The following is a 14,261-nucleotide window of genomic DNA, read 5'->3' as shown; positions in this document are numbered from 1 at the left end:
GGCTCCTTAATCCAGAAAGCTGAACATGTCGTCGACGTCGCCGTACTCGTCTTCCTCGACCTTGTTCTTCTCTTTGGCCTGCATCACCAGCTCGGCGGCAAACTTGTTGATGATGCCATCCCAGCTGGAGTGCTCGTTGCGCAGCAGCGCCTTGATGGCTTTCTCCACCTCGGGGGCCAGCTCGCGAATGAGCATCAAGAGGCTGCGCGGGTCGTCCAGCGCGTAGTCGTGGACATCCTCGCTCTGCTGGCGCTCGCTGTAGCGCAGGGACTCTTCGAGATCTTCCTCTTCGGCGTGCAGCACGTCGCGATAGCCTTCGTCCTCTTCATAGCGATCGCCGCGATAGAACTCGATAAAGGGGATGGCGAGGTAGAAGAGACCGGCCGGATCTTCGGCCACGCACTCGAGGATCTCGCGCTGCTTGGCTTCGCTATCCTGGGTGCGGATCAGGTAGTTGAGGAAGTCGAAGGTGTGCTGTTGCAGCTCGTCGGCGTTGTTCTTGATCGCCTCTTCCCAGTAGAGCGGCTGCTGGCAGACGATGTCGCGGATCCGCTCCGGGGTCATCAGCTCGGAGATGATGGAGGGGAAGGAGATATCGTGCTGGCCGTTAATCTGGGTCAGGGTAACGATATCAATGTTTTCAATCACTTCTGCTAGCTGGTCGTCAGACATGGTCTTGGCGATCAGCTCGAACTTCTCGCTGGCCTGCTTCGGCTCGATAACGGCCAGCTCTTTGATCTCGATGGCGGTAATTTCTATCAGACTGTTGCTCATGCCTTGCCCCAATTAGAAACGGACTTCGTCGTACATATCCTGATCGCCGTCGTCATCACCATAGCGGTCACTGCCGCCGTGGTAGTCGGCGTCGGCATCTTCCCCGTCTTCATCTTCTTCGTCGCGCAGCTCATAGTCGTCATCGCCGCGGTAGCTGCCGCGCGGCAGCGGGTTGTCGAGCAGGAACAGCACGGCGCAGGCTTCCATCAGCTGATCTTCGCTCTGGGCCCGTACCGCCTTGACCAGCGGCAGGGCGGCGTTGTTGAAGCCGACGCTCACCTTGAACTCGTCCCAGCCCGGCTGCTCGCCGCTGGTGAGCCACTTGTTCCACTGCGACTTGGCCTTGGCCGGGAACTGCACCCGGCCATAGAGGGCCAGCGGCAGATACTCGGGCATAAACTCCAGCATGCTCATGTCGGCCAGCAGCAGGCTCTTCATCTGGTCGGTGAACTGTTCCAGCCCCTTGGGGTCGTCCTGATCCCGGTAGGATTCGATGTTTTCGCTGGCATCGCTTTGCAGCGACTTGAGCCGCGCCTGGTCCCATCTCTTTTGCATAGTTGCTCTTTCTGCCTGCTGTTTCAGGGGTAGAACTGATCCCACATCTCCTGCATGGCGGAGGCGGGGTCGGTCACGATGACGTTGTTGAAATCCTTGATAAAGGCGGCCCGCTGTTTCGGATCGGACAGCACTTCATAGGCCTGCTTTACCTGGTGCAGCTTGATGGCTGCCTGCTCTTTCTCTTCTTCACTGGCCCCGTGCAGCTTGTCGGGGTGGTACTGGTTCGACAGCCGACGATAGGCTTTCTTGATGTCGTTTTCGCTGGCGTTGGACTTGACGCCCAGCACCCGAAAGTAGTTGTTCATGGCAGATCCTGCATCACTGGCATCATAGGATTCACGCTGCGAGTGCCTGATGGTGGGGATTGGCAAACCAGGCACGGCAAAAACCCGTCATTTTAACGGAAACAGCCCGCCAACGCGATGAGTTGGGCGATCAATTAACGGGCGAAATGAAGAGGGGGCAGTTGAGTGCCTATTGTTGCCAGTCGGTCTGGCCAGTGCAAGGGGCGAGCACGGGAAGGCGATGAAAAAACGGGCAGGAAAGGGGCGGGCGGCAGGCCGGGGCGAGGCTGCCGCCGCAGGGGTTACTCCTCCCAGAAGGAGGCGGAGGTGTGGTAGATCATCTTCTTGCTCATCCCGCCATCGACCACCAGATTGGCGCCGTTGATAAAGTCGTTCTGGGGATCCGCCAGAAAGAGGCAGGCGCGGGTGATGTCGTCGGGGCGCCCGACCCGGCCACTCGGGTGCTGGCGGTGATCCGCCTCGGTCAGGGTGTGGTAATCCTCTGCCTGGATCCAGCCCGGACTGATAGCATTGACCGTGATGGGGTAGTCGGCCAGCGAGTTGGCGAGGGACTGGGTGAGGGCGACCAGCGCCCCCTTGGAGGCGCCGTAGGCATCCCAGCCCGGTTCGTTCTGCTGCCAGCGGGTGGAGGCGATATTGATGATGCGACCATAGGGCAGATCGCGGTTGGCCTGCACAAAGGCGCGGGCGCAGAGCATGGCGCCGCGCACATTGACCGTCATCACCTGATCGAACTGGGCTGCGCTCAGCTCCTCGAAGCGGGTGTGGAACTTGCTGATGGCGCCGTTGTTGATGAGCAGGTGGATGCCGCCATGCTGCTCGCGCACCTCGGCAAAGAGCCGCACTATGGCCTGCTCGTCCCGCAGATCGAGGGGGTGAAAGTGGATCTCGGGATGGTCGAAAGCGTGAGGGGCCAGATCGGTGGCGATCACCCGATAACCCGCCTCGGCCAGCCCGATACAGAGCTGGCGGCCAATCCCGCCAGCGGCGCCGGTGACCAGTGCAATTTGGGGTTGGTTGGTCAGCTCGTTCATTGTGCCGCTCCATTGCGTGCCCGCAGCACCTTGATGAGGGCTGACACCTCCTGCTGACCAAACCCTTGCGCCACCCCTTCCTCAAACAGATCGGCGGCAAAGCGCGGGAAGCGATTGTCTATCCCGGTGTCGGTAGCATGACCGGCGAGGCGGCTGATGGCGGCGCTCCAGGTTTTCAGGCTGGCGTAGGGGTGATCGAAATCGCCGCTCGCCAGCGTCTTGCCCAGATGGGCCACATCGCCACCCAAAATCGGTGAAAGCTCGCTGAACTGGGCGCACACCTTGGCCACCGGTAGTCCTTCCGCCTCGCAGATCAGCGCGCCGTGCAGGGCCCCGAGCAGACCACCGGCAAAGTAGGCGGCGACGGCACAATCTTGTGCCGCGGCTGCGCCTACCGCCTCGGCCACATGGTCGAGGGTGGGGGCGAGCAGGCGCAGCACCGGCTCGGCCTCGCTAAAGGCAGCGCTGGCCCCCGAGCAGATGATGCTGGCATCGCTAGTGCCGATCTGATCCGGGAAGCAGAGGATGGCGCCATCGAGATAACGGGCGCCGCGGGCGTGGCTCCAGCTCTCCAGCGCTCTGGCCCCCTGCGGGCTGCCGGTGGAGAGCTGCACCAGCAGCTTGCCCGCCACCGCATCGCTCGCCTCATCCAGCAACTGTTGGCTGACGGCGTAGTTATCGACGCAGACAAGGGTGATATTGCTTGCAGCGATGGCCGCGCCAACCGAGGGGGCGAGTGTCGCACCCAGCGCCTGCAGCGGGGCCGACTTGGCGGCGCTGCGATTCCAGACGGTGACCGGATGGCCCGCCTTGAGCAGGGTGGTGGCGAGGGCGGAGCCCATGGCCCCGAGGCCGATGACAGAGAGATGGCGCATGATGGCTCCTGACGGTGTTGATAGACGCTGATATAGAAAATTGGGATGCCTTGTGGCAGGTAAGCCACTATATTTGCCCAGTGTCGCCGTTAAAAATGGCTTTTATGACTGTCTGGTATAGGTGAATTCTATGGATGTGCGAACCCTGCGTGCGTTTGTCGCTGTCTTCGAGGAGCGCAACATCACGGCGGCCGCTACCCGCCTTTTCATTACCCAGCCCACCCTATCCACCACTATCAAGACGCTGGAGGATGAGCTGGGGGTGACCCTGTTTGTGCGGCAGGCGCGCGGGGTTGAGGGGACCGAAGCGGCGCACCGGCTCTATCCCCGCGCCAAGCGGCTGATCGCCGACACCGATTCCCTCGCCCGCGAGTTTCGTGAAACCTCCCCCTGCCTCGAGGTGACGGTGGGGATTGAGGCTGATCTGGGTGATGGCGTGGTGGGGGCGCTGGTGCAAGGGGCGCTCGCCCACGAGGAGATCCTGCTGACCCTGGAGGAGGGCTGCTGTGGCGATGTGCGGCTGGGGTGTGAATCCCTGCGCTGTGGTGACGAGCTCTTTATCCCCCTGCTGGAGGAGGAGTTTGTGCTGGTGCTGCCGCCGGATCACCCGCTGGCGGGCAAGGGGGCGCTCACCCCGGGTGTGTTGGCGGACGAGCCGTGGGTCACTTGCCCACGCCATGACTCCCATCTGCGGCTGATCGCCATCCTCGGCAATCAGGTGCCCCTCTACCCACGGCGGGCTGGGTCGCTGCGACTGGCGGCTACCATGGTGGCCGCCGGGGCGGGGATCGCCTGGTTGCCCCGTTCACTCTGTCCGCCCGGTTGTTCGGTCGCCGAGCTGGCGGCCTCTTCTTTCAAGCGGCGGGTGGGGCTCTGCTACGCCCCGGATGCGTTACGATCGGCGGCGGTGACCGCCCTGCTGGCGCAGGTGCGCGGGATGCAGCTCCCCGCCTGATGTCGGAATAAAAAAGGGCCATCCGGTGGGATGGCCCTGTTGCAGGCAACGATGCTGCGTGGCTAGAGCGACGCCCACCAGAGTCGCAGCTGCAAGCCCCACTTCGAGCTCCAGCCGGTGGTGCTGCTCACCAGCGTCCCATCCTTGATGACGAGGAACGTCGGGGTGACGCCCACCTGCCACTGGGCAGCCAGATCTCCCGACTCGTCGTTGTGGGTCGGGAAGGTGAGCCCCTTCTTGCTCATCCCCATGCCAAGTTGCTCCGAATTGCCGGAGCGCAGCGCCACCGTCAGCACGTTTTCCCCCTCCTGCCAGAGCTGCTGCACGGCTGGGGTGGTGAAACGGCACACCCCGCACCAGCTGGCCCAGTAGTAGACCAGCAGCGGTTTGCCGCGGCTCAGGGTTGCGAGATCCGTACTGGTGCCATCCTGCAGAGTGACGGGGGCGCTCATCGCCCCCTCTGGCAGGGTCGGGCTGCGCCACAGATCGAGCAGGGTCGAGATGACCAGCGCCAGCAACAGCAGCCAGAGTGCCTCCTTGCTCCTGCGTCGCCAGCGGGGTTGAGGGTTGGTGCTCATCCCTTACCCCAGCTTGGCCAGTTCGGCCTTCACCAGCTGCTCCAGCTCCTCATAGGGAACGGCGCCCGGCACCAGCTGGTTGCCGATCAGGGTCGCCGGTGTGCCCTGCACCCCCAGAATGGTGCCGATACGCAGGCTGTTGCGCAGCTCTTCGGTTGCCTTCGGCACGGGCTTGAGCGCCACGTTGTCGGTGGCGGCCAGCGCCTTGTTGATATCCGCCTCGGTCAGCATCCCCTGCTTGCTCATCAGCTTGTCATGCAGGGCGAGGAAGCGGGCCGGATCCTGCTGCCACAGGGTCAGGCTGTACTGGGCCGCCTTGGCGGAGGTCTGCCCCTTGAACGGCAGCAGCTTGATCACCAGCCCCAGATCGTCCGGATAGGCCTTGAGCAGTTTGGTCAGCTGGGGATCGAACTGCTTGCAGTAGGGGCAGTTGTAGTCGGTGAACAGTACCAGCGTCAGCTTGGGGTTTTTGGCGCCGAGGCGCGGGCTGGTGGCGCTGTTGAACAGCACATCCTTGTTGCCCTTGATGAAGTTGCCAAGTTGCGCCTGTTGGGCTGCCGCGTTCTGTTTCTCCCAGGATTCGGCCGCTTCGTCGAGGATCTTGGGGTTGGCGATCAGGGTCTCGCGGATCAGCTCCTTGATGCGGGCCTCCTGCTCCGGGGTGAAGGGGGCGGCGTGCAGGGCCGGAGCAGTCAGCGAGCCAGCAAACAGGGCGGTGCACAGGGCGATGGAGCGCAGGTTCATGGAGTTCTCCTTAAAAATGGGTGGCGTTGGTCTGGATCAGACCGGCCTGATTCAAGAGGGTAAGCAGATCGGCCTTGTCCAGCAGGGGGGAGAGGATCTCTCCCTGTGGCAGGCCGGGGCCGTAGATCTGGTTGAAGGGGACTGCTGCCGCCCCGCGCTGGCGCAGGAAGGCGGCGATGGTGTCGTCCGGTTTGCTCCAGTCGCCGCGCAGGGCCACCACATCGGGGGCCGAGAGGGCGTTTTGCACCTCATCGCGTAGCAACACGTTGTATTTGTTTGCCTTGCAGGTAACGCACCAGTCGGCGGTGACATCGATAAAGATCCGCTTGTTCTGGGCGAGGGCATCGGTGATGGCGCGTTCAGAGAGCGGCTGCCAGACCACTCGGTCGATGCTGCCCGACCCTTGCGCCGTGAAGGCGCCCCCCAGCAGCAGGGCAGCGCCGACAAGCGCCGAGAGGGAGAGGGCCAGCGTGAAGCCGCGCATGCCATAACGCCAGACGATGCCAATCAGCAGGGCCAGCAGCATGGCGGCCATCAGCCAGTAAACCTGAACGTTGCCCAGATGGCTGCCAAGCAGGCTCGCCAGCCAGAGGCTGGAGCCCAGCATCATCAGCCCGAGCAGGATGCGCAGGCGCCCCATCCAGCGACCTGGCTTGGGCAGCCAGAGGGCGAGCCGCGGCAGGGCCGCCACCAGCAGCCAGGGTAGGCTCATACCAATCCCGAGCGCGGTGAAGATAAGCCAGAGCTGGCCGAGTGGCGCCGCCAGCGCAAAGGCCACTGCAGTGCCGAGGAAGGGGGCCGAGCAGGGAGTCGCCAGCAGAGTGGCGAAACTCCCCTGCAGAAAGTGACCGCCGAGGCCATTGCCGCCGCTGGTGGCGAGGCGGGTATTGAGGTTGCTCGGCAGGCGGATCTCGAACAGCCCCAGCAGGTTGGCGCAAAACAGCAGGGTGACCAGCACCATCAAGCCGATAAAACCGGCGCTCTGGAACTGGATGCCCCAGCCGACGGCCCCTTGCGTGGCGCGCAGCAGAGTGCTCATGGCCGCCAGCACCCAGAAGGAGGCGATGATCCCGGCGCTGGCTGCGAGGAACTGCTTGCGCACGGTTCCCTGTTCACGCTCCTGATGTTGCAGCACAGACCCCAACTTGAGCGCCAGCACCGGCAGCACGCAGGGCATCAGATTGAGGATGAGGCCGCCGAGCAGCGCAGCCCCCAGCAACCAGAAGAGGGGCTGGCTCGGCGCTGGCAATACGAGCGCTTCGCCAATCGAGCCTTTGGTCTGCCACGCCTGTTCGCCACTGGTGAGCAGCAGGCCGAGGGATTGGCCGCGCAGATCCGGCGCATCTCCCTGCCAGCCATCGCTCACCGTAACCCGGGCGATCAGGGTGTTGCCCTCAACCTCGAGCACCGGCCTGCCAAACTCGGCCCCCTCCAGCGCATCGATAAAGAGGGCGGGTGATTGCCAGCCCTCTGCCCGCTCGGCGCGCAGTTGCAGCTGGTTGTGCTGATAACCGAGCTCGACCCGGGTGGCGGCGGGCAGCGGTTGGGGCAAATTGCTGATGGCCTTGGCCCAGCTGAAGTCGAAACCGGCCGGAGTCTGCCCATCTACCGCGAGGGTGAAGGGGAAGTCGGTCAGGATGCAGACGTTGCTGCAGGTGGAGAGGCGCAAGGTGCCCTTGAGCGATTGGCCGGCGGGGTAGTTGAGGCTTAGGGGGAAACGCACCTCACCCTGATAACCCTGAGTGCTAAGTCCGGCCACCTCGAAGTGGCGCGGAGCGGGCCAGCGCCACTGAAAGTCATCGACCGGCTCATCCCACAGGATCTGGGGGGCAATGCCCCCTTCGCCCGGGCTGTGCCAGTAGGTCTTCCAGCCGGACTCGAGGGCTACGTCGAGCAGGATGCGGGTGTGGTCAGGGGCGCTGCGGTCGGCTTGCAGTCGCACCTTGGCGTGATCATTCTGTGGGCTGGTGAGCCAGCCCGTGTCGCTGGCCAATCCCATGGATTGCCACAGCAGACCGCCCAGTAGCAGGGCCGCCTTGAAGAGATTCGACATCTTTTTGGTCTCGCAAAAATTGAGTGATAGCTAACGAAAGAACGCTGCCGAACTCATTCCCGCCAGACGCAGAGGGTGAGGTGCAGACGCCGCTCGGGCGGCGAGATGACTCTGGGAGGGGGCAGTGGCGGTGTGTAGCGCCAAAGGGGGGCCAGCAGGGCGATCAGCACGGCCACGGCAAAGAAGAGCTGTTCGACGCAGAGCAGGGTGGCGGCGCTCAGCCACTTGCCGTTGAGCTGGCAACTGGTGGGCTGCGGGCTGGCCGGTTTGGCATCCTCTTGATCCGTTGCCGAGCCTGGAACGGGCAGCGCCTGACAGCTGAGGGCGTGATCGAGCAGGGCAAGCCGGGCCAGCGGCTGGGCCGCACAATTGAGCACCAGCAGGCAGACCAGCAGCAGGAGATGTTTCGCTACCCGTTGTTGCAACATCATGTTCGCCCCGTCCATCAAGATGGGGCCATCCTAACGACCAATGGCGGGTGGGGCAAGTCGGCGGCGTATTGATGAGCAGGACTGTGGGTGGCGCGACGGGGAGGGAGGTCGGTTCTGTTTGGCGAACGCTTGTTCGCTAAAAGGGGGATCAGTATACTGCGCCGAGTTAAAACTCGAGGTGTTCGATGCTCAAAATTGCCCGTGTGCTGCTGCTTGGTCTGCTGCTCATTTTCTGGTTCCTGTTCGGCCTGCTGCTCTGTCTGGTTCGTCCGCGCCATCCCAATAACGTCTATGTCTTCGCCCGCATGTATCACGCGGTCTGCCCGCTGATCGGGCTGCGAGTCAAGGTGACGGTGGCCGACGAGGTCAAATCGGTCGGCCCGGCGGTCTACGTCTGCAACCACCAGAGCAACTTCGACATCTTCACCGTGACCGGTGCGGTGCAGCCCGGTGTGGTGGCAGTGGGCAAAAAGAGCCTGCTCTGGTTGCCGCTGTTCGGCCTTATCTTCTGGCTCTCCGGCAACGTGCTGATCGACCGCACCAACCGCTCCCGTGCCATCGGCACCATAGGTCAGGTGGTGGATCGCATCAAGAACCGTGGCACCTCCATCTGGATGTTCCCGGAAGGGACCCGCTCCCAGGGACGTGGCCTGCTGCCGTTCAAGGCGGGCGCTTTCCACACTGCGGTACAGGCTGAAGTGCCCGTTGTGCCCATCGTCTGCTCCAGCTACTTCGGTCAGGTCGACCTCAATCGCTGGGACAACGGCGAAGTGCTGGTGGAAGTGATGGCCCCGGTCTGCAGCAAGGAGCACGGTGCCAGCGGCATTCGCGATCTCTCCGACACCTGCCGCGCCCGGATGGAGGCCAAGCTGGCCGAACTGGACAGCAAGCTGGGCCACAGCCACGCCGCCTGACGGATATCGCAGCTGAATCGACAAGGGAGCCACTGGCTCCCTTTTTTGTTGGTAAAAATCACCACCTGGTTGGCTATTCTCACCAATAACCCCATCTTGAATTTCCTCAGTAAATTCCCATCTATATGTAAAACAACAATAATTTTTCTTGGCACGGCTCTTGTAATGCTATGGGAAGAGATAGCCATCCCATCAACAAGGAGCCAGACCATGAGCGTATTCAGCCGCCTGACCGACGTGATAAATGCCAACCTGCACAGCCTGCTCGACAAGAGTGAAGAGCCGGAGAAGATGCTGCGCCTGATGATCGAAGAGATGGAGCAGGTGCAGGTCGAGATGCGTACCCAGGCCGCCCGCGTGATTGCCGAACAGAAACAGCTGGAGCGTCACCAGCAGGGGTTGCAGGCGCAGATCCTGGAGTGGTCGGCCAAGGCCGAGCTCGCCATCCAGAAGGGACGTGAGGATCTTGCCCGTGCCGCGCTGACCGAGAAGCTGGCGGAGGTCAAAAAATGTGAACAGCTGGAGCAGGACAAGGCCCGGGTGGCCGAGGTGTTGGCTCAGCTCACCGCCGACAGCGAGCGACTGGCGGCCAAGCTGACCGAGGCCCGCGAGAAGCAGAAACTGCTGACCCTGCGCGAGCAGACAGCCCATAGCCGCATTCGGGCCCGCGCCCAGGTGGACAACCAGCGCATGCATGAGCTGATGGCGCGCTTTGACGGTTTTCAGGGCCGGGTCGATCAGCTGGAAGCCCAGCTGGAGGCGGCCACCCTGGGGCAGAATCCCTCGCTGGAGGCCCAGTTCCGCGAGCTGGAGCTCAATGACGAGATCGAGCGCGAGCTGGCTCGCCTCAAAGGCCAGAAGGCGGAGGTGTAATCATGAGCCCCTGGCCCAAGGATCTGGTGCATCGCAAGCTGACCGGGGTCTGCGCCGGTATTGCCAGGCGGTTGGGGGTCTCCAGAGTCACGGTGCGGGTGGTGGCACTGCTCGCCCTGATCCTGATGCCGCCGCTGGCACTGGCCGCCTATCTGCTGGCGGTGCTGGTGATGCCGCCCCGTTATGAATTGAAGCGCTGGCTGGATTGACCGAAGGGTTGATCAGCCGGCAGACAAGGTACTGATAAGGAGCAAGTTATGCTGGAATTTTTCATATTGCTGGTGGTGCTGCTGGTCATGGCACTGACCGGTTTTACCCTGGTAGCCATGTTGCTGGTGAGCGGCCTGTTCGTGCTGCTTGGGGCGCTGGGTGGCATGCTTGCTCTGATCATCAAGCTGGCCCCCTGGTTGCTACTGGTGCTGGCGGTTTGCTGGCTGATCAGCAACCGCAGCAAGCGTTCCAATACCTACCTCTAACCCGCCTGAGGTTGTGCAAGACGTTGTGTGATGCTCCCTGATTTCCCCTTTCCGGCCACTCATCGAGTGGCCTTTTTTTGCCTGTCGTCCTCAAGGCTGGGTGGCTGCGGGTAACCACTGGGGGCTCCAGCTCTGCCAGAGTGCCGGGCTGTGGATCAGCTGCTCCTTGAAGGATTTCGGCTGCTGCTTGAGGCGATATTCGATGCGCAGGGCCGCCCCCTTCTCGCCGACTTCCTGTTGCCACGCCAGCGTCAGTGGCCCCTTGCCGCGCAGGGCGCGAGCACCCTTGCCACTCTGGTGCTGGCGCAGGCGGCGCAGCGGATCCGTGCTGATCCCGGTATAGAGCAGGCCGGTGGCAGTACGCACCATATAGACAGACCAGCGGGAAGGGGCGGAAGGTTGCGGCGCTGGAGTGGTGGTCGCGGGTTCTCTCATTCAAATTCTCTGTGCCAAACTCAGAGGCAGCTCAAGGAGGTGCGATGAGAGTCTGGTTTTGGTTGTGGTTACTGTTGTCGGTCCCGGCTCTGGGGGAGACGATCCGTCTCTACGATTACCATCAGCATCCGCCCTTCAACACCGGAGTGGATGCAGGGCTGAGCCGCGAGCTGGTCAAGTATCTCAATGAAAAGCTGGGGGGTGAACCCAGAATCGAGCTTTGGTTGGTCAATCGCGCCCGACTGGCGCTGGAGATGGCAGATCCCGACTTTGACGGTCTGGTGGTCTGGGTCAATCCCGCCTGGGTGGGGGATCCCCATCGCGAACGCTATCTCTGGACTTTCCCGGTGATGCGCGACACCAACGAGCTGGTCTCGAACATCGACAACCCGGTCACCTATCGCGGGCCTGACTCCCTCAGAGGGTTGGTGTTTGGCGGGGTGGAGGGTTACCGCTATCAGGGGATCGATGATGCAGCTGGCCGCGGGGAGCTGGTGCGTCAGGATGCCAAGAAGGTGAAGACCAATCTTGAGCTGCTGGTGCGCGGCCGCATCGATGTGACGTTGGTAAGTGGTTCATCGCTGGGCTTTTTCATCGACTCACAGCATTATCAGGGCAAGCTGTTTATCTCGCGCTTCCCCCAATCCAGCTATACCCGCCATATCCTGCTGCCCAAATCCCGTCCCGAGCTGCATACCACCCTCAACGACATCGCCGAGCAGATGGACAGGGATCCCCGTTGGCACAAGGTGCTGGAGTCCTATCGCGGTACGCCCTGAGGGCGGCGCTTGAGCCGGTGTAGCGGCAACAGGCTCACCAGCAGACCAGCCCAGACGAAGGCGAAACCGACCGCCTTGATGGGGTCCGGCGCCTCACCAAACCAGTAGATGGCGAGCAGGAAGGCGAGGCTGGGCTCGATATATTGCAGCAGCCCCACCGTGCTCATCCGGGTTCTCGCCACTGCGTAGCAGAAGAGCCCCACCGGCAGCAGGGTGGCGGGCGCACTGCCCATCAGCAGCAGCTTGTCGGCCAGATCCCCGTTCACGAATGCCCCTTCCCCGTGCCACGCCAGCGTGCCGATGATGATCAGCGCGACGGGCAGTTGCACCATGGCTTCCAGATAGAGGCTGGAGCCGGTGTCGTAGTGGATCTTCTTCTTGATAAGGCCATAGCAGGCGAAGTTGGCCCCCATGATGAGGGAGAACCAGGGGAGCTGGCCGTAGCAGAAGAGCATGTAGGCGAGACCCGCCAGCGCCAGGGCGACCGCCAGATGCTTTTGCGGGGTGAGCCGCTCTTTTAGGAAGATGACGGCGAATACGATATTGAACAGTGGGGTCATAAAGAAGGCGAGGCTGGTGGTCAGCACTTGCCCGGTAGTGAGGCACCAGGTGAACATGCACCAGCTGATGGACATGACGGGGCCCGCCAGCAGAATGAGGCCGAGCTGGCGCGGCTCGCTGCGCAGTTGTGCCCAGGGTACCTTGTGGCCAAGCAGCAAAAATAGGGCACCCAGCAGCACCACAGACCAGAGCACCCGGTGGGAGATCAGCTCCCACATGTTGACCTCGGGCATGAATTGATAATAGAGCGGCAGCATCCCCCACAGGATGAAGGAGAGGGTCGCGGTGCCGGTACCTAGCCAGTTTTTCATTATTATCCGTTTATTAAATTAAACATCCATGGTGATAGTAGGGGGCGCGCCCTGTTTCCACAAGAGGGAAAACAGGGAAATGCTGGTACTATCAACGTCATGCAGCGAATCGATAAGTTGTTTGAGCAAATCAGGGCCTGCCGTCTGTGCGAGGCTCATCTGCCGCTGGGGCCTCGTCCGGTGATCCGCGGGGCCGAGAGTGCCCGCTTGCTGATCATCGGTCAGGCGCCCGGCACCCGGGTGCATGCCAGCGGTATCCCGTGGGATGACCCCTCCGGTGACCGGCTGCGCCAGTGGCTCGGGGTCGATAAAACCACCTTCTACGACCAATCCCGCATCGCCATCATGCCGATGGGTCTCTGCTATCCCGGCAAGGGCAAGTCGGGCGATCTGCCGCCCAGACCCGAGTGCGCGCCCACCTGGCATGACAAGGTACTGATGCTGTTACCCAACATCGAACTGACCCTGCTGATCGGCCAGTATGCACAGGCCTACTACCTGCGGGGGGCGGTCAAGGGGTCGCTCACCGAAACGGTGCGCAACTGGGCCGATTATGGCCCCGGCTGGCTGCCGTTGCCGCATCCCTCCCCGCGCAACACCCTCTGGCTCAGGAAGAACCCCTGGTTCGAGCAGGAGATCGTCCCCCATCTGCAGCAAAGGGTCGCCCCGCTTCTGGGGAGACCCTGAGTATTAGAGCGCGGGCTCGGCCAGCGGTTTTGGTTTGCTGCGGGCCATGGCGATGAGCGGCAGGACGATGCAGATACAGCCCAGCAGCAGCGGCAGGCCCGGCTGCTCGTCAAACAGCCACACCCCGATGGCCACCGCCATCAGCAGACCGGTGTACTCCGCCGAGGCGATCTTGCTCGCCTCCGCCTTGCGATAGGCCACCACGCACAATCCCGCATAGACCATGATCAGCGCCGAGGAGCCAAAAGCGGGCCACCACATCTGCCACTGCCAGTTGCCCCCTTCCCACAATGCCAGCGCCAGAATGAAGGGCATGCTCAGCACGTTGGTGAAAAACAGGGTCTGGGCGATGGGCTGCTTGAGCGGGATCCGCTTGATCAGCAGATTGTTGAGCGCCATCGACAGCGCCACCCCGAGCGCCGCCAGTGCGGCCCAGTTCACTTCGGTCGGGCGCAGCACGATCAGTACCCCGATAAAGCCGATCAGCGCGGTCAGCACCTTCTGGCGCGAGATCGCTTCCCCCGCCATCCACACCGCCAGCGGCACCATCATCAGCGGCGCGGCATAGAAGAGGGCATTGGCGGTAGCGAGCGGCAAGCGGGTGAGGGCCACCACCATCAGGCAGACGCCGACCGCCCAGATATGAGCCCGCAGCAGGTGCCACTTGATGGCCACCGGTGGATTGCGGCGCCATGACCAGAGCAGCCAGGGCATCAGCAGAATGGCGGCCGAGAGCTGGCGGAAAAAGACAAACTGGAAGATGGGCTGATCTGGCTCCAGCACCTTGACCAGCGCATCGGAAAAGACCGCCACCATATTGCCCAGCACCAGATAAAGGATGCCGATCCCTACTGCATTCATACCACCTCCCACTTCAGATGAGCGGAGGGTAGCGTGCCGGTTGATATCCAGTAAAAT

General features: G+C 62.5%; 19 protein-coding genes. 7 read left to right on the top strand and 12 right to left on the bottom strand.

What is annotated here, in order from left to right; all coding sequences use genetic code 11:
• Nucleotides 1-6: 6 nt before the first annotated feature.
• The 5 genes from atcB to OKB77_RS13995 all read right to left on the bottom strand — a co-directional run bounded on the left by atcB (nucleotide 7) and on the right by OKB77_RS13995 (nucleotide 3,546).
• Entirely contained in the window at nucleotides 7-774 is a 768-nt protein-coding gene (gene atcB, locus OKB77_RS14015; RefSeq protein ID WP_005343119.1) for a cold adaptation protein AtcB, read from the bottom strand.
• A 12-nt stretch (nucleotides 775-786) separates the two neighbouring features.
• Nucleotides 787-1,329: a cold adaptation protein AtcA gene (gene atcA / locus OKB77_RS14010; protein WP_123172316.1), complete on the bottom strand. Its 543-nt coding sequence runs from the start codon at nucleotides 1,327-1,329 to the stop codon at nucleotides 787-789.
• Between the two features lie 23 nt (nucleotides 1,330-1,352).
• On the bottom strand, nucleotides 1,353-1,637 hold the full coding sequence (atcJ, locus tag OKB77_RS14005; RefSeq protein WP_005343121.1) for a cold adaptation protein ActJcold adaptation protein ActJ: 285 nt from the start codon (nucleotides 1,635-1,637) through the stop codon (nucleotides 1,353-1,355).
• Between the two features lie 281 nt (nucleotides 1,638-1,918).
• Complete coding sequence (locus OKB77_RS14000) at nucleotides 1,919-2,671, bottom strand: SDR family NAD(P)-dependent oxidoreductase (RefSeq protein ID WP_270817852.1); 753 nt, start codon at nucleotides 2,669-2,671, stop codon at nucleotides 1,919-1,921.
• Nucleotides 2,668-3,546, bottom strand: coding sequence for an NAD(P)-dependent oxidoreductase (locus OKB77_RS13995; protein ID WP_270817851.1), 879 nt, complete (start codon nucleotides 3,544-3,546; stop codon nucleotides 2,668-2,670). Before OKB77_RS13995 ends, OKB77_RS14000 begins: the two co-directional genes overlap by 4 nt.
• Before the next feature lie 130 nt (nucleotides 3,547-3,676).
• On the opposite strand from OKB77_RS13995, the gene OKB77_RS13990 reads away from it, so the two are divergent.
• Nucleotides 3,677-4,501, top strand: a complete 825-nt coding sequence (locus tag OKB77_RS13990; RefSeq protein WP_270817850.1) for a LysR family transcriptional regulator — start codon at nucleotides 3,677-3,679, stop codon at nucleotides 4,499-4,501.
• A 62-nt stretch (nucleotides 4,502-4,563) separates the two neighbouring features.
• Here the strand turns inward: OKB77_RS13990 and OKB77_RS13985 are convergent, their stop codons facing one another.
• From OKB77_RS13985 to OKB77_RS13970, 4 genes are read right to left on the bottom strand one after another with little or no spacing between them, the layout of a single operon-like run.
• Nucleotides 4,564-5,079 carry a protein disulfide oxidoreductase gene (locus tag OKB77_RS13985; RefSeq protein WP_270817849.1) on the bottom strand — a complete coding sequence of 172 codons (516 nt, stop codon included), beginning with the start codon at nucleotides 5,077-5,079 and terminating at the stop codon, nucleotides 4,564-4,566.
• A gap of 3 nt (nucleotides 5,080-5,082) precedes the next feature.
• Entirely contained in the window at nucleotides 5,083-5,823 is a 741-nt protein-coding gene (locus OKB77_RS13980; RefSeq protein ID WP_270817848.1) for a DsbA family protein, read from the bottom strand.
• Between the two features lie 10 nt (nucleotides 5,824-5,833).
• Nucleotides 5,834-7,876, bottom strand: a complete 2,043-nt coding sequence (locus tag OKB77_RS13975; protein WP_270817847.1) for a protein-disulfide reductase DsbD family protein — start codon at nucleotides 7,874-7,876, stop codon at nucleotides 5,834-5,836.
• A 53-nt stretch (nucleotides 7,877-7,929) separates the two neighbouring features.
• A complete protein-coding gene (locus tag OKB77_RS13970; RefSeq protein ID WP_005354882.1) occupies nucleotides 7,930-8,307 on the bottom strand; it encodes a hypothetical protein in 378 nt (125 codons plus the stop codon).
• A gap of 185 nt (nucleotides 8,308-8,492) precedes the next feature.
• On the opposite strand from OKB77_RS13970, the gene OKB77_RS13965 reads away from it, so the two are divergent.
• The 4 genes from OKB77_RS13965 to pspG all read left to right on the top strand — a co-directional run bounded on the left by OKB77_RS13965 (nucleotide 8,493) and on the right by pspG (nucleotide 10,570).
• Entirely contained in the window at nucleotides 8,493-9,221 is a 729-nt protein-coding gene (locus OKB77_RS13965; RefSeq protein ID WP_123172322.1) for a 1-acylglycerol-3-phosphate O-acyltransferase, read from the top strand.
• A gap of 210 nt (nucleotides 9,222-9,431) precedes the next feature.
• Nucleotides 9,432-10,094 (top strand): phage shock protein PspA, encoded by a 663-nt coding sequence (pspA, locus tag OKB77_RS13960; protein ID WP_058057954.1) that lies wholly within the window; start codon nucleotides 9,432-9,434, stop codon nucleotides 10,092-10,094.
• Between the two features lie 2 nt (nucleotides 10,095-10,096).
• On the top strand, nucleotides 10,097-10,303 hold the full coding sequence (locus OKB77_RS13955) for a PspC domain-containing protein (protein ID WP_005335873.1): 207 nt from the start codon (nucleotides 10,097-10,099) through the stop codon (nucleotides 10,301-10,303).
• A gap of 48 nt (nucleotides 10,304-10,351) precedes the next feature.
• Complete coding sequence (gene pspG / locus OKB77_RS13950) at nucleotides 10,352-10,570, top strand: envelope stress response protein PspG (RefSeq protein WP_005335871.1); 219 nt, start codon at nucleotides 10,352-10,354, stop codon at nucleotides 10,568-10,570.
• A gap of 90 nt (nucleotides 10,571-10,660) precedes the next feature.
• Here the strand turns inward: pspG and OKB77_RS13945 are convergent, their stop codons facing one another.
• Nucleotides 10,661-11,005, bottom strand: coding sequence for a GIY-YIG nuclease family protein (locus OKB77_RS13945; protein WP_123172323.1), 345 nt, complete (start codon nucleotides 11,003-11,005; stop codon nucleotides 10,661-10,663).
• 44 nt (nucleotides 11,006-11,049) lie between these two features.
• Between OKB77_RS13945 and OKB77_RS13940 the strand changes: the two genes are divergently transcribed.
• The gene (locus OKB77_RS13940; protein WP_123172324.1) at nucleotides 11,050-11,784 is read left to right on the top strand and encodes a substrate-binding periplasmic protein; all 735 of its coding nucleotides are present in this window, start codon (nucleotides 11,050-11,052) and stop codon (nucleotides 11,782-11,784) included.
• Here OKB77_RS13940 and rarD read toward each other — a convergent pair.
• Complete coding sequence (gene rarD, locus OKB77_RS13935; RefSeq protein ID WP_005363056.1) at nucleotides 11,766-12,656, bottom strand: EamA family transporter RarD; 891 nt, start codon at nucleotides 12,654-12,656, stop codon at nucleotides 11,766-11,768. The genes OKB77_RS13940 and rarD overlap by 19 nt on opposite strands.
• Before the next feature lie 99 nt (nucleotides 12,657-12,755).
• Here rarD and OKB77_RS13930 point away from each other — a divergent pair, with 99 nt between their 5' ends.
• On the top strand, nucleotides 12,756-13,343 hold the full coding sequence (locus OKB77_RS13930; RefSeq protein WP_270817846.1) for a uracil-DNA glycosylase family protein: 588 nt from the start codon (nucleotides 12,756-12,758) through the stop codon (nucleotides 13,341-13,343).
• A 3-nt stretch (nucleotides 13,344-13,346) separates the two neighbouring features.
• Here the strand turns inward: OKB77_RS13930 and OKB77_RS13925 are convergent, their stop codons facing one another.
• A complete protein-coding gene (locus tag OKB77_RS13925) occupies nucleotides 13,347-14,204 on the bottom strand; it encodes a DMT family transporter (protein ID WP_123172326.1) in 858 nt (285 codons plus the stop codon).
• Nucleotides 14,205-14,261: the final 57 nt, after the last annotated feature.

The sequence above is a fragment of the Aeromonas sp. Y318-3 genome, from assembly GCF_027706185.1.
Classification (GTDB): Bacteria; Pseudomonadota; Gammaproteobacteria; order Enterobacterales; family Aeromonadaceae; genus Aeromonas; species Aeromonas veronii.
Note: the sequence above shows the minus strand (reverse complement) of the source record. Positions and strands in the feature narration are given on the sequence as shown.

Excerpts from the sequence above, each read along its gene's own strand:
- atcB (WP_005343119.1), bottom strand. The coding sequence starts at position 774 with ATGAGCAACAGTCTGATAGAAATTACCGCCATCGAGATCAAAGAGCTG.
- atcA (WP_123172316.1), bottom strand. The coding sequence starts at position 1,329 with ATGCAAAAGAGATGGGACCAGGCGCGGCTCAAGTCGCTGCAAAGCGAT.
- atcJ (WP_005343121.1), bottom strand. The coding sequence starts at position 1,637 with ATGAACAACTACTTTCGGGTGCTGGGCGTCAAGTCCAACGCCAGCGAA.
- OKB77_RS14000 (WP_270817852.1), bottom strand. The coding sequence starts at position 2,671 with ATGAACGAGCTGACCAACCAACCCCAAATTGCACTGGTCACCGGCGCC.
- OKB77_RS13995 (WP_270817851.1), bottom strand. The coding sequence starts at position 3,546 with ATGCGCCATCTCTCTGTCATCGGCCTCGGGGCCATGGGCTCCGCCCTC.
- OKB77_RS13990 (WP_270817850.1), top strand. The coding sequence starts at position 3,677 with ATGGATGTGCGAACCCTGCGTGCGTTTGTCGCTGTCTTCGAGGAGCGC.
- OKB77_RS13985 (WP_270817849.1), bottom strand. The coding sequence starts at position 5,079 with ATGAGCACCAACCCTCAACCCCGCTGGCGACGCAGGAGCAAGGAGGCA.
- OKB77_RS13980 (WP_270817848.1), bottom strand. The coding sequence starts at position 5,823 with ATGAACCTGCGCTCCATCGCCCTGTGCACCGCCCTGTTTGCTGGCTCG.
- OKB77_RS13975 (WP_270817847.1), bottom strand. The coding sequence starts at position 7,876 with ATGTCGAATCTCTTCAAGGCGGCCCTGCTACTGGGCGGTCTGCTGTGG.
- OKB77_RS13970 (WP_005354882.1), bottom strand. The coding sequence starts at position 8,307 with ATGATGTTGCAACAACGGGTAGCGAAACATCTCCTGCTGCTGGTCTGC.
- OKB77_RS13965 (WP_123172322.1), top strand. The coding sequence starts at position 8,493 with ATGCTCAAAATTGCCCGTGTGCTGCTGCTTGGTCTGCTGCTCATTTTC.
- pspA (WP_058057954.1), top strand. The coding sequence starts at position 9,432 with ATGAGCGTATTCAGCCGCCTGACCGACGTGATAAATGCCAACCTGCAC.
- OKB77_RS13955 (WP_005335873.1), top strand. The coding sequence starts at position 10,097 with ATGAGCCCCTGGCCCAAGGATCTGGTGCATCGCAAGCTGACCGGGGTC.
- pspG (WP_005335871.1), top strand. The coding sequence starts at position 10,352 with ATGCTGGAATTTTTCATATTGCTGGTGGTGCTGCTGGTCATGGCACTG.
- OKB77_RS13945 (WP_123172323.1), bottom strand. The coding sequence starts at position 11,005 with ATGAGAGAACCCGCGACCACCACTCCAGCGCCGCAACCTTCCGCCCCT.
- OKB77_RS13940 (WP_123172324.1), top strand. The coding sequence starts at position 11,050 with ATGAGAGTCTGGTTTTGGTTGTGGTTACTGTTGTCGGTCCCGGCTCTG.
- rarD (WP_005363056.1), bottom strand. The coding sequence starts at position 12,656 with ATGAAAAACTGGCTAGGTACCGGCACCGCGACCCTCTCCTTCATCCTG.
- OKB77_RS13930 (WP_270817846.1), top strand. The coding sequence starts at position 12,756 with ATGCAGCGAATCGATAAGTTGTTTGAGCAAATCAGGGCCTGCCGTCTG.
- OKB77_RS13925 (WP_123172326.1), bottom strand. The coding sequence starts at position 14,204 with ATGAATGCAGTAGGGATCGGCATCCTTTATCTGGTGCTGGGCAATATG.